This window comes from Novosphingobium sp. PC22D (genome assembly GCF_002556635.1).
In the GTDB taxonomy this organism is placed as follows: domain Bacteria; phylum Pseudomonadota; class Alphaproteobacteria; order Sphingomonadales; family Sphingomonadaceae; genus Novosphingobium.
Window position 1 is genome coordinate 152983 of record NZ_MWMO01000005.1, and the last position, 21631, is coordinate 174613.

A 21631-nucleotide genomic window follows, 5' to 3' on the forward strand; every position below is an offset into this window, starting at 1 on the left:
TAGATTGGCGGTTCGAAATCCAGAGGAATGCCGGTCCCCCATGGCCACAAAGCCGCCTGCAAGCGACTTCCCCCGCGAATCCGTCCTGTTCCGCCTGCTGAGCGCGGTGATGGGCGAGCCGCGGGCGACATACGCTCTCACCACGCTCGAAATCGAACCGCAGCTATTCCGCGCGACGGAGCGGATCAACCGCGCCCACCTGGCGATGGCGCTCAACGCGGTGCTCTTCGTCGACCTGCTCGACCGCGTGCCAACCGCCGCCCGCTATGTCGGCCAGCAACGGCAGGCGGGCGAGAAGATCGTCTTCGACCACGGTGCGCTGCGCACCGTGGACAGCGAGTGCGGCGATCTCATGCCCGGCTACGGCGGCTTCGCCCGCTTCCTCGACCCGCTGGGCTACGACGTTCGCGGCGTCTATCCGCTGCCCAATCTCAAGATGACCGGGCGCGCCTTCGTCCATCGCGACTTCCCCGAAGCGATCCCGCAGTTCTTCGTCAGCGAACTGCACCTCGACGATCTGCCCGGCCCCGCGCAGGTCGCCTGCATGCGTGTGTTCGGCAATTCGCGCGATCCGATCACCGTCACCGAGTGGAGCGCGCTCGACGCGCTGGTCCGCGACGGCGAGGTGTTCATGACCGAGGCGATCACGATCCTCAAGGGCACCGTGCGCGCCTTCGGCCGCCAGCACCAGATGCCGGCGCTCGCCGATTACGAGACCTTGCTCCAGCACACGCCCGAAGGCGCCTGGATCGCGACCGAGGGCAACGTCTTCAACCACGCGACGACGCGCGTGCCAGACGTGATCCAGCTTGCGCACCGGCTCAAGGCGGCAGGCTATCCGATGAAGGCCACCGTCGAGGTCTCGCGCAACAACCGCGTGCGCCAGACCGCCTTCGTGGCCGACAAGGTGCGCCGCGAATTCCGCACCCCCGACGGCTTCGTTGAGCGGATGGTACCCGGTTCTTTCTACGAGTTCATCAGCCGCGACATCGACCCCGCCAACGGCACGATCGACCTCACGTTCGACAGCGGCAACGCCACCGGCATCTTCGCGGTCACGAGGGAGCAGTAATGCCGTTGCAATCGATCGATCCGGCGACGGGCGCGGTCGTCTGGGAAGGTCCATCGCACGATGCGGCGGCTGTCGCGGCCGCGCTCGGCAAGGCCCGCGCGGCGTTCCCCGCCTGGGGCAGCCTGCCGCTCGCCGATCGCATCGCCCATGTCGAGGCCTTCCGCGCCGCGCTTGAGGCGCGCAAGGATGCCTTGGCCGAGACGATCTCGCGCGAGACCGGCAAGCCGCGCTGGGAGACGCTGGCCGAAGTCGGTTCGATGATCGGCAAGGTCGGCATCTCGATCAAGGCGCATGCCGAGCGCACCGGCGAGCGGCGGCAAGAGATGCCCTTCGGCGAAGCCGTGCTGCGACACCGTCCGCACGGCGTGATGGCGGTGCTGGGGCCGTTCAATTTCCCGGGCCACCTGCCCAACGGCCATATCGTCCCGGCCCTGCTCGCCGGCAACACGGTGGTCTTCAAGCCGTCCGAGATGACCCCCGCGACCGGCGAGGCGATGGCCGCATGCTGGGCCGAGGCGGGCCTGCCCGAAGGCGTGTTCAATCTCGTCCAGGGCGCGCGAGAGACCGGCGAGGCGCTGGTCGGCGGCGCGATCGACGGGCTGCTGTTCACCGGCTCCGCGGGCGCGGGCGCGCATTTCCGCCGCCTCTTCGCCGACCGGCCGCACGTGATCCTCGCGCTCGAGCTCGGTGGCAACAACCCGCTGATCGCCTGGGACGGCGACATCGCCGAAACCGCCGCGATCGTCGTCCAGTCGAGCTTCGTCACCACCGGGCAGCGCTGCTCGTGCGCGCGCCGCCTGATCGTGCCCGACACGGCCTGGGGCCGCGATCTCGTCGAGGCGGTCGACGCGCTCTCGCGCCGGATCGTGATCGGTGCGTGGAACGACGATCCGCAACCTTATATCGGACCGCTGATCTCCGAGGCCGCCGCCGGTTCGGCCAAGGCCGCCGTCGACGGGATCGTCGCACGCGGCGCGAAGGCGTTGCGCGAGTTCAGGATTCTCGACTGCATGAGCCCGGCCTTCGTGCGCCCCGCGCTGCTCGACGTGACCGGCATCGACGCACCCGACTCGGAAATCTTCGCGCCTGTCGCGCAAGTGACCCGCGTCGCCGACTTCGACGCCGCGATCGCCGCCGCCAACGATACGCGCTTCGGCCTTTCCGCCGGACTCGTCACCGGCGACGACGGCCTGTGGGACAAGTTTCTCCTCGAATGCCGAGCGGGCGTGGTCAACCGCAACCGGCCGACCACCGGCGCGGCCGGCTCGATGCCGTTCGGCGGGCTCGGCGAGAGCGGCAACCACCGCCCCAGCGCCTATTACGCCGCCGACTACTGCGCCTATCCGGTCGCCAGCTTCGAGGCATCGAGCGCCGAGGGAAACTCCGGCGCGATCGCGGCGATGCTCAAGCCATGAGCGGGCTCAAGCCCGACGAGCGGAGTTTTCTCGAGACGGTGGAGCGCGCGCCGATCCTCGAACGCACGCTCGATTGGGCCGCGATCAATTCGGGCACGGGCCATATCGCCGGCGTTTCGGCCATGGCGCAGCACCTCGCCGATGCCTTCGCCGCGCTGCCTGGCGAGATCCGGCTGGTCGAACCTGCCCCCGTCGAGAAGATCGACGCGGCCGGGCAATCCTATGCGGTCGAGCATGGGCGCCACTTCGTGCTCTCGGTCCGCCCCGAGGCGGAGCGGCGCGTGATCCTGACCGGCCACATGGACACGGTTTACGCCAAGGACCATCCTTTCCAGACCTGCGACTGGCTCGATGACGACACGCTCCACGGTCCGGGCACCGCCGACATGAAGGGCGGGCTCTCGCTGATGCTCGCCGGCCTCGCCGCCTATGAGCGTGCGGCCCCGACGCTTGGCTACGACGTGCTGATCAACTCGGACGAGGAGACCGGCTCGCTCTCGTCCTCGGCGCTGATTGCCGAACTGGCCGAGGGCAAGCTCGCCGCGCTCACCTATGAGCCGGCGCTGCCCGGCGGGATCATGGCGCGCGCGCGGCCCGGATCGGGCAATTTCGCCGCCGTGATCACCGGCAAATCGGCCCACGCGGGACGCAATCCCGAAGACGGACGCAACGCCGTGGTCGCCGCCGCCGACCTCGCCCAGCGGCTCCACGCCGCGCGGCGCGACGGTCTGACCGTCAATCCCGCCCGGATCGAGGGCGGCGCGCCCAACAACACCGTGCCGGACCTTGCCGTGCTGCACTTCAACATGCGCCCACGCGGCCCCGAAGACCTCGCGGCGGGACAGGCGATCATCGATGACACCGTCGCCGTCGTCGCCGCCGCGCACGACGTTGCGATCCACGTCCACGGCGGCTTCGCGCGCCCGCCCAAGCCTGTCGGCGAGGCCACCGGGCGGCTCTTCGCGCTCGTCAGCCGGGCCGCCGAGGACCTCGGCGACACGATGAGCTGGAAGGACACCGGCGGCGTGTGCGACGGCAACAACATCGCCGCGTGCGGCGTGCCGGTGATCGACACGATGGGCGCATGCGGCGGCGCGATCCATTCGCCCGACGAGTTCATGCTCGCCAGCAGCCTCGATACCCGCGCGAGGCTGACCGCGCTGGCGCTTTACCGCCTTGACCGATACGGTCTCGCCGCATGACCTTCCTGCTGCGGACCGCCCGCGAATCCGATCTCGACGCGCTGTACCGCATGGCCAAGGGGACCGGCGGGGGCTTCACCAACCTGCCGCCGGACAAGCCGACGCTCGCGTCAAAGCTCGAGCGCGCGGCGAACGCCTTCGCGCGGCCAGACGACACCTTCGGCGACGACCTGTTCATCTTCATTCTCGAGAACACCGCCAACCGGCGCGTGGCGGGTACGTGCCAGATCATGTCGCAGGTCGGCACGCAGTGGCCCTTCTATTCCTATCGCATCGGCCGGATCACCCAGCATTCGAAGGAGCTTGAACGCACCTTCCGCGCCGAGATGCTCACGCTGACCACCGATCTCGACGGGTCGAGCGAAGTCGGCGGGCTCTATCTCGACGCCAACGAGCGCTCGGCGGGCGTGGGCAAGCTGCTCGCGCGCAGCCGCTATATGTTCATCCGCAGCCATCGCGCGCGTTTCGCCGACCGCACGCTCGCCGAACTGCGCGGCGCGATCGACGACGCCGGCAACTCGCCGTTCTGGGACGGGCTGGCGGGCCGGTTCTTCGACATGAGCTTTCGCGACGCCGACGAATTCAACGCGCGCCACGGCAACCAGTTCATCGCCGATCTCATGCCCAAGCATCCGATCTACACCGCGCTCCTGTCCGACGGCGCGCGGCACGTCATGGGCCAGCCGCACTACTCGGGCCGCCCGGCGATGCGCATGCTCGAAAGCGAGGGCTTCGCCTTCACCGGCTACATCGACATTTTCGACGGCGGCCCCTCGATGATCGCCCAGACAGACCAGATTCGCACCATCCGCGAAGCCCGCGAAGCGCGTGTGGTCGCGCTGGGCGAGGAAGCGACCGGCGGCGACCACCTCGTCTCCACAGGGCGTCTTTCCGAGTTCCGCGCCTGCCTGGCGCATCTCACCGAGACCGACGACGGCGTTGTCGTGGATGCCGAGGCGGCGGGCCTGCTCAATATCGAGGCGGGCGATACGGTGAGCTACGCACCGGCCTGAGCCGGGCGATCGCGCGACACAAGCCGATGGGCCATCGGGCGATCAAAGCGCGAGAAACGGGTCCTTTCCCTGTCCGTACAGAACACGCTCGTTCTGTAGAGTTTAACGTCGCAATACGGCGTCCATAGATACGATATTCGCACGCCAGTTGGCATTGATCCGCTTCGCGGCAGACGATCCGAATCCGGGTTTCGGCTTGCCTCGCCTTTCACGCGCAAGGCCCGGCGTGGGTCTCGGCGGGTCGTGGGCGATACGGGGGCGCGTCCGGTCACTTCCGTAAATGCACGGCGGGCTGCCTGAAGCACTCGGGGACCGCCGCCGCCAGGCTGGCGAGGTCGGCGCGCCTCGGCTAGACCGCTGCGATGCTCAGCGAAATCAACTTCGACGGGATCGTCGGCCCCAGCCACAACTACGCCGGGCTCAGCCTCGGCAATCTCGCCTCGACGCGCAACATGGGCGCGGTCTCGCGCCCGCGCGACGCGGCGCTGCAGGGGCTCGCGAAGATGCGCGCCAATCTGGAACGCGGGTTGCCGCAAGGCTGGTTCATGCCGCTGCCGCGCCCCGACGCGCGCTGGCTGGCGGCGCTGGGCACCGACATGGCGCATGCCGATGCGCGGTTGCGCTATGGGGCAATGTCGGCCTCGAGCATGTGGGCGGCGAACGCGGCGACGGTGAGCCCCGCGCCGGACACCGCCGATGGCCTGTGCCACCTCACGGTCGCCAATCTCGTGACGATGCCTCACCGCAGTCACGAGTGGCCCGACACGCTCGCGCAAGTCCGGCTCGCTTTTGCCAACCGCGCCGCCTTCGCGGTCCACGTGCCGGTGCCGCCGCCCTTCGGAGACGAGGGCGCGGCCAACCACATGCGGCTATGCGCGGGGCACGACGCGCCGGGCATCGAGGTCTTCGTCTACGGCGAGAGCGGCGGCCCCTTCCCCGCCCGCCAGCACCGTGTCGCGAGCGAGAGCGTCGCACGGCTTCACGGGCTCGATCCAGCGCGCACGGTCTTCGCGCAGCAGTCCGCAGAAGCGATCGCGGCGGGCGCGTTCCACAACGACGTCGTGGCCGTCGCCAACGAGCGCGTGCTCTTCGCGCACGAACTCGCCTTCGCCGACAAGGATGGGCTCTACGCGCAGCTTCGCGACAAGCTGCCCGAGATCGAGATCGTCGAGGTCCCGGACAGCGCAGTGCCGCTCGGCGATGCGATCACCTCGTACTTGTTCAACGCCCAGCTCGTGAGCCTGCCCTCGGGCGAACAGGCGCTCGTCCTGCCCGGCGAGGCGCGAGAGACCTCCAGCGTCTGGTCGTGGCTGGAGGGGCATGTCGCGGGCAACGGACCGATCCGCCACCTCTTCGTCCACGATCTTCGCGAATCGATGGCGAACGGCGGCGGGCCCGCGTGCCTGCGGCTGCGCGTGGTCGCCGATCCGGCGACGGTCGATCCGCGCTTCCTGGCCAGCGAAGCCCGCATTGCGCAGGTCGAGGCGGTGGTCCGCGCCCACTGGCCCGAAGAAATCGCGCCCGACGACTTGGCGCGCCCCGCGCTGTGGGCCGCAGCCAAAGCCGCGCGTGCAGCACTGTTGGCGACGCTTGGGCTTAGTGAACTGGAGGCGCTGGCTTAGCGCTGTCGTGAGAGGTCACTTGGAAAGCCATCCACGGCTGCTATCGCACGAATACGGTTTGCAAGCGGACTTTCCGGACACGACGACGTTGCGGACATTGCGCTTATCGATCCAAAGCTGGATCGCGGCCAGTCAACCCGGCTTTCAGCAGTCGTCGAAGAGTTGGCCAATAGGGTCGGCGGGGCTCGGTTGGCATTCTTCCCGCTATCGCATCTCGAAAATCTAAGGGTCGAAATTCGAGAAATATACTTCGCTCATCATTGCTAACGAGAAGACCTCGTGACCAAGCGTTCGCATACCAAATCCATCGATCTGGGCAGCCTTCAAATGCGGTCGCGAGGATGGCAAGCCGACGGTTTCTCATCTCACGATCATATGACCATCCGTGTCCGCTCACCACGACATTGGCGACGTTCTAGGCTCGCAAGGATTTCATCGAAAGCGGAAATTGGCAGGACTCATGCCAATCCCGCTCGTCCTGGTGCGAGCCGGCCCCGCTCAGACCTTCTCGACCACCTGTTCGATCGCGCCGAAGATCGAGTGGCCGTGGGCGTCGCACATTTCGATGCGGACGGTGTCGCCGGGGCGCATGAATTCGGTGGTGGGCTTGCCGTCGTTGATGGTCTCGATCATGCGGATTTCGGCAATGCACGAGTAGCCCAGGCCCCCGTCCTTGACCGGGCGCCCCGGCGAGCCGTCGGCGTCCTTGTTGGAGACGGTGCCCGAGCCGATGATCGTGCCGGCGCACAGCGGGCGCGTCCTGGCCGCATGGGCGACCAGTTCGGCGAGCGAGAACGTAGCATCGTTGCCCGCCTCGGCGCGGCCGAAGGCTTCGCCGTTGTAATCGACCTTGAGCGGCAGGTGGACCTTGGCGTCCTTCCAGGCCTCGCCCAGTTCCTCGGGCGTCACCGCCACGGGCGAAAAGGCCGTCGGCGGCTTCGACTGGAAGAAGCCGAAGCCCTTGGCGAGTTCGCCAGGGATGAGGTTGCGCAGCGAGACGTCGTTGGCGAGCAGGATCAGCTTGATGTGATCGAGCGCCTGCGACGCGCTGACACCCATCGGCACGTCGTCGGTGATCACCGCGATCTCGCCTTCCATGTCGCAGCCCCAGGCCTCGTCGCCGAGCGGGATCGGATCGCGCGGGGCGAGGAAGCCGTCCGAGCCGCCTTGGTACATCAGCGGGTCCGAATAGAAGCTTTCGGGCACTTCGGCGCCGCGCGCCTTGCGGACGAGTTCGACGTGATTGATGTAGGCGCTGCCGTCGGCCCACTGATACGCGCGCGGCAAAGGGGAGGCCGCGTCGTGCTCGTGGAAGCGCTCGCAGGGCACCGCCTGGTGCTCGACGTCGGTATAAAGCGCTTCGAGCATCGGCGCGCAGCGATCCCAGTCGTCTAGCGCGGCCTGAAGCGTCGGCGCGATGTTGTCGGCCGCGCAGTAGCGGGTCACGTCCTTGCTGACCACGACCAGCTTGCCGTCGCGGCCGTGCTTGAGGCTGGCGAGCTTCATGCGGAAAATCCTCTCGTTGTCTAAGTCAGTGCTTGGGACTGTCGGGCTGAGTGTCGGGATGCGCCGCGATGAAGGCCGGATGCGCAAGACATGCGGACTCGATGCGGCACAGGTGCGGCATCGCGGAAAGTTCGAAAGCGAACCGGCGCGCGTTGTAGAGCTGCGGGATCAGCACGGCCTCGAACATCCCCGGCGCGTTGAACAGGAAATCGCCGCTGCCCCGCGCCGCGAGCCGGGCTTCGAGCGGCTCGAGCGTCTTGGCGAGCCAGTTGCTGTACCAGGCGTCGATCTCGGTCTGCGAATGGCCAAGCTCGTGCTTGAGATATTGCAGCACCGGCAGGTTGAGCGGGGCATGCAGTTCGGTCGCGATCGCATAGGCGAGTTCGCGTGCATGAAAGCGGTCCTCGACGTCGGAAGGCAGGAGCGGGCGATCGGCGAAGCGTTCGTCGAGCCATTCCATGATCGCCATCGACTGCGCATGGACCTTGCCGTTCAACTCCAGCGCTGGCACTCCGGCAAAGGGATTGAGCGCACGGAAATCCTCGCCGCGCTGCTCGTTGGACCGCAGGTCGACGGGAACGACCTCATAGTCGAGACCCTTGAGATTGAGCGCGATGCGCAGGCGGTAACTCGTCGAACTGCGGTAATAGGCGTATAGCCGCATCAGGTCTCGGCCTCGATCTTCTCGTGCAGCCATGCCGCGTGACGCGGGGCTTTCTTGGTTCGCGACCATTCCTCTAGCATGTCATCGGCCACGTCCTTCAACATTTCGTACTGGTCGGGCGTTCCGAAGTCCCACGCCAGTTCGAGACGATGCCCGTTCGGATCGAAGAAGTAGATCGACTTGAATACGCCGTGATGCGTCGGCCCGACGACGTCGAGCCCGCGCGCCTCGGCGCGCGCCTTCGCGCTCATCAGGCTGTCGTAGTCGGCGACCTTGAAGGCGATGTGCTGGACCCAGGCCGGGGTCTGCTCATCGCGGCCCATCTCGGGCTGGGTCGGGAGTTCGAAGAAGGCGAGCACGTTGCCGCCGCCCGCATCGAGGAACACGTGCATGTAAGGGTCGGGCTCACCCGTCGAGGGGACGTTGTCCTCGGCGATCGCGAGCTTGAAATCCATGCCCATGACGTCGCGATAGAAGTCGACCGTCTCCTTGGCATCCTTGCAGCGATAGGCGACGTGGTGAATGCCCGAAAGCGCGGGGGGGCTGTCTGCCAGGCTCATCTCGACTCTCCTTTGCCGCTCACGGCGCAGGCCGGACGCGCACTGTTTTTCGTGCGTCGCCCGGCCCAGCCTGAACGAATGTGTTGTTATTCCGCCGGTTCTTCAACCTTGAGCACGCCGCGGCGAAGCTGGTCGCGCTCCATCGATTCGAACAGCGCCTTGAAGTTGCCCTCGCCGAAACCCTCGTCGCCCTGCCGCTCGATGAATTCGAAGAACACGGGCCCCACGTTCGCTTCGGCGAAGATCTGCAGCAGCAGGCGCGGGCGGCCGCCTTCGGTGGTGCCGTCGAGCAGGATGCCGCGCGACTTGAGCTCGCCGACCGGCTGGCCGTGGCCCGGCAGGCGCTCGTCGAGCATGTCGTAATAGGTCTCGGGCGGTGCGGTCATGAACGGCACGCCGAGCTGCTTGAGGTGGTCCCAGGTCTTGACCAGATCGTCCGAGATCAGCGCGATGTGCTGGATGCCCTCGCCGTTGAACTGGCGCAGGAACTCCTCGATCTGGCCCTTGCCGCCATCGCCCTCTTCGTTGAGCGGGATGCGGATCTTGCCGTCGGGCGCGGTCAGCGCCTTCGAGGTGAGGCCGGTGTACTCGCCCTTGATGTCGAAATAGCGGATCTCGCGGAAATTGAAGAGCTTCTCGTAGTAGTCCGCCCAGAAGGCCATGCGACCGCCGTAGACGTTGTGCGTGAGGTGATCGATCAGCTTGAGCCCCGCACCCTCCGGATGACGGTCCACGCCGGGCAGATATTCGAAGTCGATATCGTAGATCGAAAGGCCTTCGCCCTCGCCGGGGCGCTCGTAACGGTCGATCAGATAGATGATCGAGTTGCCGATGCCGCGGATGCCGGGCAGGCGCAGCTCCATCGGCCCCGTCTCGACCTCGACCGGCTCGGCCGAGCGCGCGAGCAGCTCGGCATAGGCCGCGCGGGCATCCCTGACGCGAAAGCCCATGCCGCAGGCCGAAGGGCCATGCTCGCGGCTGAAGAACCACGCCGGGCTCCTGGGCTCGTAATTGGTGATGAAGTTGATCTCGCCCTGACGCCAGAGTTCGACGTCCTTCGAGCGGTGCCGCGCGACGCGGGTGAAGCCCATCGCCTCGAACACGGGCTCGAGCATGCCCTTCTCGGGGGCTGAGAACTCGACGAACTCGAAGCCGTCGAGGCCGATCGGATTTTCGAACAGGTCGGTCATGCAGTGGGTTCTCCCGTGGTCTGTGCAGTGCGCAAGGGCGTTTCGCCCGGCAGGATCTCGCCCGCCGGCAGCGGCGGGCTATCGCGGTAGCTTTCGTAGATCGGCCCGAAATCGAGATCGACGAGCCCGTCGATAAGCTGCGGCAGGCTGTCGAGCACGAAGTAGGTCTTCTGGTAGCTGTCGATGTTGTAAGCGGTGCGCATGATCCGCACCGGCTCGAACGGCAGCCGCACGACATCGGGGTCCTCGATCGAGAAGACGGTCTCGCCGGGCGAGGAGACGATCCCCGCGCCGAAGACCTTCAGGCCCCGCTCGGTCCTGAGCAGGCCGAACTCGATCGTGTACCAGTAGATCCGCGCGAGCATGTCGAGCGCGCCCATCGCCATCGCCCGCTCGCCGGCCTTGCCGTAGAGCTCGAGGAAGTCGGCTATCGTCGGGTCGAGCAGCATCGGCACGTGGCCGAAAAAGTCATGGAACACATCGGGCTCGACGAGGTAGTCGAACTCGTGCTCCTCGCGCAGCCAGCGCGTCACCGGGAAGCGCCGGTGCGCGAGGTGGTCGAAGAAATGGTCGTCGGGAATGAAGCCCGGAACGGCAACGAGCTGCCAGCCCGTGGCCGGCCCCAGCACCGCGTTGGCGTCCTCGAACCGGGGAATGCCGTCGGCGCAATCGAGACGCTTCAAACCCTTCACAAACTGCGGCGCGGCATAGCGCTCGGCGAGGCGGCTCTGGTTGGCGTAAAGGCGGCGCCAGCGCGCATGCGGCTCGGCGGTGTACGATTTCCACTGCTGCGCGACGGTAAAGTCGCTCGCGGCATCCTCGTAGTCACCCCGAAGCCCGCTCGTGCTCGTTTTCGTCAGCGGTGTCTTCATGCCTTCGTTATAGCAGATTCGCCGCGTCAGGTTCGTGCGGATTGTCTACCATGACGCCATCGCTATAGTGAAAATCACTAATCCATATGGCGCGGGTAGCGAAATCATGCAGGTTGACGAATTCGATCGCAGAATCATCGCGGCGCTGCAGGAAGACGCGCGCATGCCCGTCTCCGCGATCGCGGAACGCACGGCGCTCTCGGCAACACCGGTCAGCCGCCGCCTCAAGCGGCTCGAGGACGAAGGGCTTATCGAAGGCTACGCACCGATCCTCGACGAGCGGAAACTGGGCTTCGAACTCAACGCCTACGTGCTGATCAACCTCGCCGCGCACAGCGACGAGAACATCGACGCCTTCGAGGAGGAAATCGCGACCAACCCCTACGTCATCGCCTGCCATGCGGTGACCGGCGACAGCGACTACCTCGTCCACGTCATCGCGCGCGACGTCGAGCACCTCAGCGAGATCACCCTGCGCAGGCTGGTGCGCATTCGCGGCGTGCGCGACGTGCGCTCGATCATCGTGCTCGACACGATCAAGGAAGCCCGCGCACTGCCGCTGGAGTGAGCGGAGCAGCAGCGCCCGGCGCCTAGCGCGTCAGCAGGTGACGCGCCTGGCTGGCGATCTGGGCGAGCATGGAAGGCGTCACCGGAACAGCGCTCTCCGCGCGCCGGACCATCGCGCGGAAGGTCGCGATCGCGGCCTTGTTGCGCGCGCCCCACTGCTCGACCGCGCCGACCGGATCGGATCTGGCGCCGCGCTCGCGCGCCAGCGACTTGAGGAAATCGAGCCGCATCTCCTGGAAGTCGCGGGCGAGGCCGGCCACCAGCAGGCGCTCCCACGGATCGGAGGGTTCGAGCAGCGCCGCCGTCGTCTGCGCCCAGTCGAGCCCCAGCCCGCTACCGAGCCGGGTGAAGGCGGCGACGACCTGGCGCGGCGCGATGCCGGTCTGCTCGGCGAGATCGGTAATGCCGATCGCGCCGTCGAGGTCGAAAAGGTGCACCACCTGCGCGCTCACATCAGCGGGCGCGCCGATCCCGGCGAGTTGCTCGCGCAGCTTCGCCGAATGAACCTGCGCGCTCTCGCCCAGCATTTCCTCGGTGTCGGTCGAAAGTGCGGCCACGCCTTTTTGCAGACGCTTCGCGAGAGCGCCGGGCGCCGCTCGGCCCGCTCCGGCGCGCAGCAGGTCGGCCATGTGGGTGCGGGTAATCAGCGCCAGCTTGTCGAACAACGCGAGGCGCGCGGTCTCGCTCGTCTCGACCGCGTCGAGCCGCTGCCAGATCGCGTCGAGGCCGAACAATCGGTCGGCGAGCGTGAAGGCCGCAGCGACCTGGGCGAGATCCGCGCCCGCCTCCTCGGCCAGTTCGAAAGGATGCACGATGCCCAGGCGATTGACGATGCGGTTGGCGAGCTTGGTCGCGATGATCTCACGCCGCAGCCGATGCCCCTCGATGTAGCGTCGGAAATCGCCGCGCATCGGCGATGGGAAGGACGAGACAAGCAACTCGGTCAGGCCCGGATCCTCCGGCAGGTCGCTGTCCTCGATCGCGGCCTGCAACAAGAGCTTGGTGCTCGAAAGCAGGACCGCGAGTTCGGGCCGCGTCAGCCCATGCCCGTCGACCGCGCGGCGCGCGAGCACGTCGCCGTCCGCAAGCCCCTCGGTACGTCGGTCGAGATTGCCGGTCTCCTCGAGCATTTCGATCAGCCGCAAGTGCGAAGGCATCGCCCGCGCGCCACCGCGTTCGGCGATCGACAAAGACAGGGCCTGAAGCCGGTTGTCCTCGAGCACGAGTTCGGAAACCTCGTCGGTCATCTGGCTGAGCAATTCGACGCGGCGCTTTTCGGAGAGCTTGCCCGACCGGCGCGCCGCGGCGAGCGCGATCTTGATGTTGACCTCGTTGTCCGAGCAATCGACGCCCGCCGAGTTGTCGATGAAGTCGGTGTTGATGCGTCCGCCGGCGCCGGAGGCGCCCCGCTGCGCGAACTCGATGCGGCCCGCCTGGGTAACGCCGAGATTGGCGCCCTCGCCGATCACTCGCGCGCGCACCAAATCGGCATCGACGCGGATCGGATCGTTCGTGGGATCGCCCACGGTGGCGTTGTTCTCCGCGGCGGCTTTGACATAGGTGCCGATGCCGCCAAACCAGATCAGGTCCACCGGCGCGCGCAGGATCGCCGAGATCAGCGCCTCGGGCTCGAGTTCGCTGGCATCGGTATCGAGCAGCGCCCGCATCGCTTCGGAAAGCGGAATGCGCTTCATCGTGCGCGCGAACACACCGCCACCGGGAGAGATCAGGCTCTTGTCGTAGTCGTCCCAGCTCGAGTGCGGCAAGTCGAACAGCCGCTTGCGCTCGAGCCAGCTCGTCGCCGGGTCGGGATCGGGATCGATGAAGATGTGGCGGTGATCGAAGGCCGCCACGACCTTCACCGCCTTCGACAGCAGCATCCCGTTGCCGAACACGTCGCCCGACATGTCGCCGCAGCCCGCGACGCGGATGGGCTGGGACTGCACGTCGACACCCATTTCGAGGAAGTGGCGCTGCACCGAAATCCACGCGCCGCGCGCGGTGATGCCCATCGCCTTGTGATCGTAGCCGTTCGAGCCACCGCTGGCGAAGGCGTCGTCGAGCCAGAAATCGTGCGATTCGGCGATGCCGTTGGCGACGTCGGAAAACTTCGCGGTGCCCTTGTCGGCCGCGACGACGAAATAGGGGTCCTCGCCGTCGCGCACGATCACGCGCTCGGGATGGACGACCTTGTCCTTGACGATGTTGTCGGTGACCGAAAGCAGCGTGCGGATGAACAGCTCGTAGCTCGCTTGCCCCTCGGCGGCCCATGCGGCACGGTCGCGCGCCGGATCGGGCAGAAGCTTGGGATAGAAGCCGCCCTTGGCGCCGGTCGGCACGATCACCGCGTTCTTGACTCGCTGCGCCTTCATCAGGCCGAGGATCTCGGTGCGGAAGTCGTCGCGGCGGTCGGACCAGCGCAGTCCGCCGCGCGCGATCGGCCCGGCGCGCAGGTGGATGCCTTCGACGCGGCGCGAATAGACGAAGATCTCGCGCCAGGGCACCGGCTTGGGCAGGCCGGGCACGAGCGCGGATTCGAGCTTGAAAGCCAGCGCCTCCCGCCCCGCCGGAGCAAAGGCATTGGTACGCAAGATCGCCTCGACCAGCGCGCGGACCTGACGCAGCACGCGGTCGTCGTTGATCGCCGCGACGCCCGCGAGGCCCGCACGGATCGCCTCGGACGCGGCCTGCTCCGCCGCCTGGCGATCTTCCGCGAAGTCCGGGTCGTGGCGCGCACGGAACAGTTCGATGATCGCGCGAGTCACCTCCGGCGCGCGGCCGAGCGCATCGACCACGGTGTAGATCGTGTAATTGCTTCCCGCCTGCCGCAGGTAGCGGTAGAAGGCGCGCAGCCAGTCGGCCTCGCCCGCATCGAGCCCGGCGGTGGTGACGAGCCGGTTGAAAACGTCGTTCTCAGCGCCATTGCTGAGCACCGAGGTGATCGCCTCTTCGATCACGCCCGCCCTATCGAGCATGTCCAGCGCGGGCTGGCCTTCGGGCAGTTCGAGCAGGAAATCGTGAATCGTGCCGATTCGCCCATGGTCGAGCGGAGTCGGAATTTCCTCGAGCACGCGGAAACCGAAGTTCTCCAGCGCCGGGACCGCATCGGACAGCGGCAGGCTGCCCTCGAACTGGTAGACCTTGAGCCGCAGCCGCTTGGGATCGTCCGCTTCGTGGCGATAGAGCCGTGCATCGCGGCGGCCCGGGCGCCCGGCGGTCTCCTCGCTGTCGCCGCCCGCGAGCTTGCGGATGTGGCGGATGTCGATCGCCGCTTCGGTCGCGCCGTAGTCGCTGCGGTAGGCCATCGGGAAGGCCTCGGCATAGCGCGCCGCGATCGCCACGGCGCGGCCCGGTTCGCCATCGGCGGCGATCGCGGCCTCGACCGCCTCGCTCCAGCCGCGCAGCATGACCTGCAGTCGCGCATCGAGTTCGGCCTCCTCGGGGACGGTGCCGGTCTCGCGAATATCGAGCTGATAGCGCAGGATCGCCAGCGCGCCCGCCTCGACCTGCAGGCTCCAGTCGAGCGTCGACGCACCGACCTTGGCCTCGATCATCGCCTGGATCTTGAGCCGCATCTGCGTCGACAGCATGTCGCGCGGGAGCCATACGAACGCGAGCAGGTGGCGGGCGAGCGGCGCCTCGACCAGCAGCAGGCGCGGCCGGGGGCGATCGACGAGGCTGGTCATCGCGGTGACGACGCGCTCGACGTCGTCGTCCGAAAAGCTGACGACGAGATCGTGCGGCAGGCTGGTCAGCGCGTGAGTGATGGACTTGCCGGTATGGCCGTTCGGATCGAAACCGAGCCGGTCCGAGAGCACCGCGAGCTGCTGGCGCAGCCGCGGCACGCGATCGGGCGGCGTGCCCAGCGCCTGGCTCGTCCAGATGCCCGCATGGATCGAAAGCGCGGTGACCTTGCCGTCCTCGATGATCGGCACGATGAACAGGTCGAGCGGGACGCGGCGGTGGACCGTGGCAATGCGGTTCGCCTTGACGATCAGGGGCGCGCGCACCGCGCCGCGCTTCACGGCATTGTCGAACCAGGCGAAGGCGCGCTCGTAGCTCGGGTCGGCGAGAATCGCCTTGGCGCCGCGCCGGCAAATGCCGAGCAGTTTTTCATGGCTGCCGTCGCGCCGCCGGGTGACGTGGCCAAGCTGGGTGAGGTTGTCCGCGTTGAGCCAGGTCAGCAGCGCCTTGCCTTCGTCATCGGCGATCCGCGCCGCGTCCTCGGCCATGGCCTCGACCATGCGCGACCAGTCGGCCACCGCCGCGCGAACGTCGGCGAGCGTGCCGTTGATCGCCTGGAGCAGCGCGCGCCGGTCCTTGGCGTCGATACGCGCGGTCTCGACGTAGATCATCGATTCGCGCAAGGCATCCCCGTCCGCGCTTTCGGGGACCGCCAGGAGCTTGCCCTTGGCGTCGCGCCGCACGGGAATGACAGGGTGCACCAGGCGATCGACCACCAACCCCGTCGCCGAGATCGCGAGCGCGAGCGAATCGACGAGGAACGGCATGTCGTCGTTGATCACCGCGATCCGCAGGTGCCGCCGTCCCTCGCTGGTGGAAGCGAGTTCGATCGCCGCTTCGCCCGGCTTGCGGGTCCGCGCGGTCTCGAGCAGGAACGCGGCCGCTTCCTCGACCCAGCCCTTCTCGTACGGCAATTCCCCCGGCAGCAGCGAGTCGCGGATGCCGGCGGCGATCTCGCTTTCGAGCGCGGCCTTGGTGGTGGCTTCGCGCGCACCTTCTCGCTTTGCGCGCCGGGATTTCGCGGCGGTATCGGTGGCGGTCATCGTCTTCTCCGCAAACGTATTCTCGTGCCCCGTCGAACGGACGAGCCTTTGTTGTTGCGGATATATAGGAGGCCGCGGCGAATCGGACACCCCACGTTCGCACGACCTCCGCAAGGCTCCGGCGCGCGAACTGTCCGGGCCACGAACAAGGCCGTGATCGCATGCATGGTCGTGCTGGGATGTTCGCCCGGGCGGTGCTAGGATCGCCGGGCAATGGGCGAGATCGTCAATCTGAGGGCCGCGCGCAAGATCAGGCTGCGCCGCGACAAGGAGGCGCAGGCCGAAGCGCAGCGAATCAGGCACGGGCGCACCAAGGCCGAACGCCGGCTCGCCGAGGCAGAGGCGGCACGCTCCGACCGTCAGCTCGAAGGCGCGCGGCGCGATCCGCGCGATGATCCGGGTGACGGAGACGCCTGATGCGCACGACCTTCTCCGATGCCAGCGTCAGGCTCTATCATCTCGAAGGCGGGACCGAGGGGGGCGCGGCGACGACGCTGTTCTACGGCCCCTTGTCGCAGGCGATGGACATCGCCGCGCAGCAGACCGAGATCGTGCAGGAAGGCCTGTTCCTCGCCACCGACAACGACGTCATCGCCTACCTCGACCTGATCGAGGGATGAGCGGGCGCCCTTGTGCCGTCAGCCCGCCTGACCTAGCGGCCTCGCCATGGGCACGCTGGACACCCTGCTTGGAGAGCGACTCGCGCGCATCGAACGCGCCGGACGATTGCGCCAGCCGCGCCCGACGCGGATGCTGCCGGGCGGCCGGGCGCTGCGCGAGGGCCGCGAGTACCTCGATTTCTCGAGCAACGACTACCTCGGCCTTGCGCTCCACCCGCTGCTGATCGAGCGGGCGCGCGAAGCCGCAGCCCGGGCGGGCACGGGTTCGGGCGCGTCGCGGCTGGTTACCGGCCTGAGCGAGGAGCTCCGCGCGCTCGAGGCGCGGCTGGCCGCATTCAAGGGCACAGAGGCGGCACTGGTCTTCGCTTCGGGCTGGCAGGCCAACGCGGCGACGATCCCGGCGCTGCTCGCGGCCATGCCCGGCGCGGCGGTCTTCGCCGACCGGCTCGTTCACGCGAGCATGCACGCGGGTCTGGCGATGGCGGGCGCGCGCCAGCACCGCTTCCGGCACAACGACCTCGACCACCTCGAAGCCCTCCTCGCCGAAAAGGGCGCGGAGGCGCCCGCGCGGGTGATCCTTGCCGAAAGCATCTATTCGATGGACGGCGACGGCCCCGACCTCGCCCGGCTTTCGGTGATCGCCCGGCGACACGACGCGATCCTCTACGTGGACGAGGCCCACGCGACCGGCGTGCTCGGCCCGCGCGGCGCCGGGCTTTCGGCGAGCGTGCCGGGCGCGATCGAGGTGATCATGGGCACCTTCGGCAAGGCGCTCGGCGGCTTCGGCGCCTATGTCGCGGGCTCGCGCAGGCTGTGCGACTACCTCGTCAACGCCGCCTCGGGGATGGTGTTCTCGACCGCGCTGCCGCCCGCCGCGATCGGCGCGATCGATGCAGCGCTCGATCTCGTGCCCGACATGGACGCCGAGCGCGCGCACCTGACGGCGCTCGGCGATCGCCTGCGCGCCGGGCTCAACGGTCTCGGCGTGCCCAGCGGCGCCTCGGTCTCGCAGATCGTGCCGGTAATTGTCGGCGCGGAGAGCGCCGCGATGCGGCTGAGCGAGGCGCTGCTGGCCGACGGCATGCTCGCCTCGGCGATCCGCCCGCCGACGGTTGCAAAAAACACGAGCCGATTGCGCATCGCGCTCAAGGCGACGCATTCGGCCGCGGACGTCGACCGGCTGCTGGCGGTACTGGGCCGCGCGCTTTGAAGCTCGTCTTCGTCCACGGCTGGGGATTCGGTGCCGATTTCTGGGACCGGCTGCGGGCGAGACTGCCGCGACGGGACCACGCGGTCGAGGATCGCGGCTACTTCGGCGATCCCCGCCCCGTCGAATGGGAAGGCCCCTGCGTCGCGGTCGTCCACAGCTTCGGCGCGATGCGGCTGCTTTCGGAGCCGCCCGCCTCGCTCCATGCGCTGATCGCGATCAACGGCTTCGACCGCTTCGTCGCCGGAGAGGGCTTTCCCGGCGTCGATCCGCGCACGCTCGATGCCATGATGGTGCGCTTCGGACGTGCCCCCGAAAAGACCTTGCGCGATTTCCGTTCGCGCTGCGGAACGTGCCAGCCCTTCGGTCCGATCCGCGCCGAAATCCTCGGCGCGGACCTGGCGAGAATGCGGTCCTCGGACCTGCGCTACGTCATCGCGGGACTCGACATACCGATGCTTTCGTTGCAGGCGGCAGACGATCAGATCGTGCCTGCGGCGATGCGGGCGGAGGCGTTCGCCGGGTCGGAACAACTGGAGCGACGGGTCCATCCCAGTGCGGGCCACCTGTTGCCCCTCGACGATCCAGCCTGGTGCGCCGCGGCGATCAGCGAATTTTTGGAGAATACCTGATGAGTACCGAGACCCGCCGCGAGGCCGTACGCGAGGCATTCGACGCAGCGGAGGAATACGATCAATACGCCGTCGTCCAGCACGGCGTCGCCGAGGATCTCGCGCAGAAGCTCTCGACGCTCTATCTGGTCGACAATCCCAAGATCCTCGAGATCGGCTGCGGCACCGGCTACCTCGTCGAGGCGATGATGGAGCGCGGCATCTACGGCGACTATCTCGTCACCGACGTCTCGCCCGCCATGGTCGAGCGCACCAGAGCGAAGATCGGCGAAGGGTCCGACATCAGCTATGCCGTGCTCGACGGCGAATACGGCGAGCCCGAAGGCGGCCCCTTCGACATCGTGTGCTCCAATCTCACGTTGCAGTGGTTCGACGATCCGCGCACCGCGATCGGGCGGATGCTCGAATGGGTCGCTCCGGGCGGACATCTCGTGGTGACGATCCTCACCTCCGGAACCTTCGCCGAATGGCGCAAGGCCTGCGAGGCCGAGGGCGTCGAGCCGGGCATTCCGAAGTTTCCCGAGCCCGCCGACCTCGGCGACTGGTACCCGCACTACTGGGCCATGCCGCCCAAGGGCCACCGCTATGCGCGGATCTACAAGAACGGCATCAACTTCCTTCGCTCGCTCCACGGCCTCGGCGCGAACACGCCCAAGGAAGGCTACACACCGATGAAGCCGAGCGTGCTGCGCCGGGTATTCCGGCACTACGAGACGCCCAACGCGAAATCGACCTACGACGTCGTGACGCTGCACTACACCGTGCCCTTCGACGCCGAGTGACGGGCGCCGCCCGCATCGTCGTCACCGGCACCGATACCGATGTCGGCAAGACGGTGTTCGCGGCCGCGCTGACGCACGCGCTCGGCGCGGCCTACTGGAAGCCGGTGCAGGCCGGAACGGACGAACACGGGCGCGGCGATGCCGAGACCGTCGCCACGCTGGCCGACCTGCTGCCCGGGCAAGTGCTGCCCTGCGTCCACAGGCTCGCCACCCCGTGTTCGCCGCACCGCGCGGCCGAGATCGACGGCGTCACGATCGATCCGGCCGCGATCGAGCCGCCCGCCCACGATGGTCCGCTAGTGATCGAGGGCGCGGGCGGCGCGCTGGTGCCACTGGACCGGCAGACCACTTTCGCGGATCTCTTCGCGCGCTGGCAATTGCCGGTGGTGATCGTCGCGCGCACCGCGCTCGGCACGATCAATCACAGCCTGCTGACGATCGAGGCGCTGCGTGCACGCGGCGTGCCGCTGCTCGGCGTGGCCTTCGTCGGCGACGCCGAGCCCGACAGCGAGGCCACGATCGCAACGATGGGGCGGATCAAGCCGCTAGGCCGCCTGCCGTGGCTCGAGCGTCTCAGCCCCGAAGCGCTGACCGAAGCCTTCGCGCGGAACTTTTCGAAAGCGGATTTCGCCTCATGAACTCGCCCGTCTGGCATCCGTTCACCCAACACGGTCTCGGCGAACCGATTCCCAAGGTGCTTTCCGCGAGAGGCGCGCTGCTGCAGACCGAAGACGGGCGCACGGTGATCGACGCGATCTCTTCGTGGTGGGTGACGACGCACGGCCACTGCCACCCCCGCATCGTCAATGCCATCGCCGAGCAGGCGGGCAAGCTCGACCAGGTGATCTTCGCGGGCTGGACCCACGAGCCCGCCGAGCAAGTCGCGGCCGGACTGCGCGCGATCATGCCCAAGGACCTGGCGCGGGTGTTCTTCTCGGACTCGGGATCGACCTGCGTCGAAGTCGCGCTCAAGATGGCACTCGGCTATTGGGCCGGACGCGGCGAGCCGCGGCACCGCATCCTGGTGATGGAGCATTCCTATCACGGCGATACCATCGGCACGATGTCGGTCGGCGCGCGCGGCGTGTTCAATCGCACCTACGAGCCGCTGCTGTTCGATGTCGGGCGCATCCCCTTCCCCGCCGCGGGTGCCGAACAGGCGACGCTCGACGCACTCGAAGCCGCCTGCCGCGCCGGCGACGTCGCCGCCCTGGTGCTCGAGCCGCTGGTGCTCGGCGCGGGCGGAATGCTGGTCTATTCGCCCGAGACGCTGGCGCGGATGCACGCGATCTGCGCGGCGGCGGGCGTGCTGTTCATCGCCGACGAGGTGATGACCGGCTGGGGCCGCACCGGAACACTGCTCGCCTGCGAACAGGCGAACGTTTTGCCCGACATCCTTTGTCTCTCGAAGGGCCTGACCGGCGGATCGATGCCGCTGGCGGTGACGATGGCGCGCGAGTCCGTCTACGACGCGCATCTGTCCGAGGACCGGGCGAAGATGCTGTTCCACTCCTCGAGCTACACGGCGAACCCGATCGCCTGCGCCGCCGCCGCCGCCAACCTGTCGATCTGGCGCGAGGAGCCGGTACTCGAACGCATCGCCACGCTCGCCGCGCGGCAGGCCGAGCGGCTCGAAAAGCTGGGCCGATACGCCCATTTCGACAACCCGCGCCAGCTCGGCACGATCGCCGCGCTCGACCTCAAGACCGACCAAGGCGGCTATCTCGACACGCTCGCGCCGCGCCTGATGGCCTTCTTCCGCGATCGCGACGTCTTGCTGCGCCCGCTCGGCAACACGGTCTACGTCATGCCCCCGTACTGCGTCACCGAAGAGCAACTCGCGCAAGTGTGGGACGCGATCGGCGAGGCGGTGATTTCGTTCTAATACGGTTGGGGCAGTGCGGCGCGACGGCGGCCACT

The 21631-nt window shown here is 67.7% G+C and carries 19 protein-coding genes; 13 read left to right on the plus strand and 6 right to left on the minus strand.

Going from position 1 to position 21631, the window contains the following annotated elements:
* Nucleotides 1-40: 40 nt before the first annotated feature.
* From B2G71_RS10405 to B2G71_RS10425, 5 genes are all read left to right on the plus strand, one after another.
* A complete protein-coding gene (locus B2G71_RS10405) occupies nt 41-1072 on the plus strand; it encodes a DUF1338 family protein (RefSeq protein ID WP_098105692.1) in 1032 nt (343 codons plus the stop codon).
* Nucleotides 1072-2487, plus strand: coding sequence for a succinylglutamate-semialdehyde dehydrogenase (astD, locus tag B2G71_RS10410; protein WP_098105693.1), 1416 nt, complete (start codon nt 1072-1074; stop codon nt 2485-2487). Before B2G71_RS10405 ends, astD begins: the two co-directional genes overlap by 1 nt.
* Entirely contained in the window at nt 2484-3689 is a 1206-nt protein-coding gene (locus B2G71_RS10415; protein ID WP_098105694.1) for a hydrolase, read from the plus strand. Before astD ends, B2G71_RS10415 begins: the two co-directional genes overlap by 4 nt.
* Nucleotides 3686-4702, plus strand: coding sequence for an arginine N-succinyltransferase (locus tag B2G71_RS10420; protein WP_098105695.1), 1017 nt, complete (start codon nt 3686-3688; stop codon nt 4700-4702). Before B2G71_RS10415 ends, B2G71_RS10420 begins: the two co-directional genes overlap by 4 nt.
* A 362-nt stretch (nt 4703-5064) precedes the next feature.
* Complete coding sequence (locus B2G71_RS10425; RefSeq protein ID WP_098105696.1) at nt 5065-6324, plus strand: N-succinylarginine dihydrolase; 1260 nt, start codon at nt 5065-5067, stop codon at nt 6322-6324.
* A gap of 498 nt (nt 6325-6822) precedes the next feature.
* Here the strand turns inward: B2G71_RS10425 and B2G71_RS10430 are convergent, their stop codons facing one another.
* The 5 genes from B2G71_RS10430 to phhA form a co-directional block, all read right to left on the minus strand.
* A complete protein-coding gene (locus B2G71_RS10430; RefSeq protein WP_098105697.1) occupies nt 6823-7830 on the minus strand; it encodes a fumarylacetoacetate hydrolase family protein in 1008 nt (335 codons plus the stop codon).
* 25 nt (nt 7831-7855) lie between these two features.
* Nucleotides 7856-8494, minus strand: a complete 639-nt coding sequence (maiA, locus tag B2G71_RS10435; protein WP_098105698.1) for a maleylacetoacetate isomerase — start codon at nt 8492-8494, stop codon at nt 7856-7858.
* Nucleotides 8494-9054, minus strand: coding sequence for a VOC family protein (locus B2G71_RS10440; RefSeq protein ID WP_098105699.1), 561 nt, complete (start codon nt 9052-9054; stop codon nt 8494-8496). The genes maiA and B2G71_RS10440 overlap by 1 nt, the downstream gene beginning before the upstream one ends.
* 86 nt (nt 9055-9140) lie before the next feature.
* Nucleotides 9141-10244 (minus strand): 4-hydroxyphenylpyruvate dioxygenase, encoded by a 1104-nt coding sequence (gene hppD / locus B2G71_RS10445; protein WP_098105700.1) that lies wholly within the window; start codon nt 10242-10244, stop codon nt 9141-9143.
* Nucleotides 10241-11116: a phenylalanine 4-monooxygenase gene (gene phhA / locus B2G71_RS10450; RefSeq protein WP_098105701.1), complete on the minus strand. Its 876-nt coding sequence runs from the start codon at nt 11114-11116 to the stop codon at nt 10241-10243. The genes hppD and phhA overlap by 4 nt, the downstream gene beginning before the upstream one ends.
* A 106-nt stretch (nt 11117-11222) precedes the next feature.
* Here phhA and B2G71_RS10455 point away from each other — a divergent pair, with 106 nt between their 5' ends.
* The gene (locus B2G71_RS10455; RefSeq protein ID WP_098105702.1) at nt 11223-11684 is read left to right on the plus strand and encodes an Lrp/AsnC family transcriptional regulator; all 462 of its coding nucleotides are present in this window, start codon (nt 11223-11225) and stop codon (nt 11682-11684) included.
* A 22-nt stretch (nt 11685-11706) separates the two neighbouring features.
* Here B2G71_RS10455 and B2G71_RS10460 read toward each other — a convergent pair whose 3' ends face one another.
* Entirely contained in the window at nt 11707-16470 is a 4764-nt protein-coding gene (locus tag B2G71_RS10460) for an NAD-glutamate dehydrogenase domain-containing protein (RefSeq protein WP_098105703.1), read from the minus strand.
* A gap of 213 nt (nt 16471-16683) precedes the next feature.
* On the opposite strand from B2G71_RS10460, the gene B2G71_RS10465 reads away from it, so the two are divergent.
* The 7 genes from B2G71_RS10465 to B2G71_RS10490 are packed head-to-tail and all read left to right on the plus strand — an operon-like array spanning nt 16684 to nt 21596.
* Nucleotides 16684-16887 (plus strand): DUF4169 family protein, encoded by a 204-nt coding sequence (locus B2G71_RS10465; RefSeq protein WP_098105704.1) that lies wholly within the window; start codon nt 16684-16686, stop codon nt 16885-16887.
* Nucleotides 16887-17090 (plus strand): hypothetical protein, encoded by a 204-nt coding sequence (locus B2G71_RS10470; RefSeq protein WP_098105705.1) that lies wholly within the window; start codon nt 16887-16889, stop codon nt 17088-17090. The genes B2G71_RS10465 and B2G71_RS10470 overlap by 1 nt, the downstream gene beginning before the upstream one ends.
* A 46-nt stretch (nt 17091-17136) precedes the next feature.
* Nucleotides 17137-18300: an 8-amino-7-oxononanoate synthase gene (locus B2G71_RS10475; RefSeq protein ID WP_098105706.1), complete on the plus strand. Its 1164-nt coding sequence runs from the start codon at nt 17137-17139 to the stop codon at nt 18298-18300.
* A complete protein-coding gene (locus B2G71_RS24085) occupies nt 18297-18929 on the plus strand; it encodes an alpha/beta hydrolase (protein ID WP_168176331.1) in 633 nt (210 codons plus the stop codon). Before B2G71_RS10475 ends, B2G71_RS24085 begins: the two co-directional genes overlap by 4 nt.
* Nucleotides 18929-19711 carry a methyltransferase domain-containing protein gene (locus tag B2G71_RS24500; RefSeq protein ID WP_240530100.1) on the plus strand — a complete coding sequence of 261 codons (783 nt, stop codon included), beginning with the start codon at nt 18929-18931 and terminating at the stop codon, nt 19709-19711. Before B2G71_RS24085 ends, B2G71_RS24500 begins: the two co-directional genes overlap by 1 nt.
* Nucleotides 19708-20349 (plus strand): dethiobiotin synthase, encoded by a 642-nt coding sequence (gene bioD / locus B2G71_RS10485; protein ID WP_240530101.1) that lies wholly within the window; start codon nt 19708-19710, stop codon nt 20347-20349. Before B2G71_RS24500 ends, bioD begins: the two co-directional genes overlap by 4 nt.
* Nucleotides 20346-21596 carry an adenosylmethionine--8-amino-7-oxononanoate transaminase gene (locus B2G71_RS10490; protein ID WP_098105709.1) on the plus strand — a complete coding sequence of 417 codons (1251 nt, stop codon included), beginning with the start codon at nt 20346-20348 and terminating at the stop codon, nt 21594-21596. The genes bioD and B2G71_RS10490 overlap by 4 nt, the downstream gene beginning before the upstream one ends.
* The last annotated feature ends 35 nt before the right edge of the window (nt 21597-21631 follow it).

Excerpts from the sequence above, each read along its gene's own strand:
- B2G71_RS10465 (WP_098105704.1), top strand. The coding sequence starts at position 16,684 with ATGGGCGAGATCGTCAATCTGAGGGCCGCGCGCAAGATCAGGCTGCGC.
- B2G71_RS10440 (WP_098105699.1), bottom strand. The coding sequence starts at position 9,054 with ATGAGCCTGGCAGACAGCCCCCCCGCGCTTTCGGGCATTCACCACGTC.
- B2G71_RS10415 (WP_098105694.1), top strand. The coding sequence starts at position 2,484 with ATGAGCGGGCTCAAGCCCGACGAGCGGAGTTTTCTCGAGACGGTGGAG.
- maiA (WP_098105698.1), bottom strand. The coding sequence starts at position 8,494 with ATGCGGCTATACGCCTATTACCGCAGTTCGACGAGTTACCGCCTGCGC.
- B2G71_RS24500 (WP_240530100.1), top strand. The coding sequence starts at position 18,929 with ATGAGTACCGAGACCCGCCGCGAGGCCGTACGCGAGGCATTCGACGCA.
- B2G71_RS10490 (WP_098105709.1), top strand. The coding sequence starts at position 20,346 with ATGAACTCGCCCGTCTGGCATCCGTTCACCCAACACGGTCTCGGCGAA.
- B2G71_RS10460 (WP_098105703.1), bottom strand. The coding sequence starts at position 16,470 with ATGACCGCCACCGATACCGCCGCGAAATCCCGGCGCGCAAAGCGAGAA.
- B2G71_RS10430 (WP_098105697.1), bottom strand. The coding sequence starts at position 7,830 with ATGAAGCTCGCCAGCCTCAAGCACGGCCGCGACGGCAAGCTGGTCGTG.
- astD (WP_098105693.1), top strand. The coding sequence starts at position 1,072 with ATGCCGTTGCAATCGATCGATCCGGCGACGGGCGCGGTCGTCTGGGAA.
- B2G71_RS10475 (WP_098105706.1), top strand. The coding sequence starts at position 17,137 with ATGGGCACGCTGGACACCCTGCTTGGAGAGCGACTCGCGCGCATCGAA.
- B2G71_RS10455 (WP_098105702.1), top strand. The coding sequence starts at position 11,223 with ATGCAGGTTGACGAATTCGATCGCAGAATCATCGCGGCGCTGCAGGAA.
- B2G71_RS10420 (WP_098105695.1), top strand. The coding sequence starts at position 3,686 with ATGACCTTCCTGCTGCGGACCGCCCGCGAATCCGATCTCGACGCGCTG.
- B2G71_RS10425 (WP_098105696.1), top strand. The coding sequence starts at position 5,065 with ATGCTCAGCGAAATCAACTTCGACGGGATCGTCGGCCCCAGCCACAAC.
- B2G71_RS10405 (WP_098105692.1), top strand. The coding sequence starts at position 41 with ATGGCCACAAAGCCGCCTGCAAGCGACTTCCCCCGCGAATCCGTCCTG.
- hppD (WP_098105700.1), bottom strand. The coding sequence starts at position 10,244 with ATGACCGACCTGTTCGAAAATCCGATCGGCCTCGACGGCTTCGAGTTC.
- B2G71_RS10470 (WP_098105705.1), top strand. The coding sequence starts at position 16,887 with ATGCGCACGACCTTCTCCGATGCCAGCGTCAGGCTCTATCATCTCGAA.
- phhA (WP_098105701.1), bottom strand. The coding sequence starts at position 11,116 with ATGAAGACACCGCTGACGAAAACGAGCACGAGCGGGCTTCGGGGTGAC.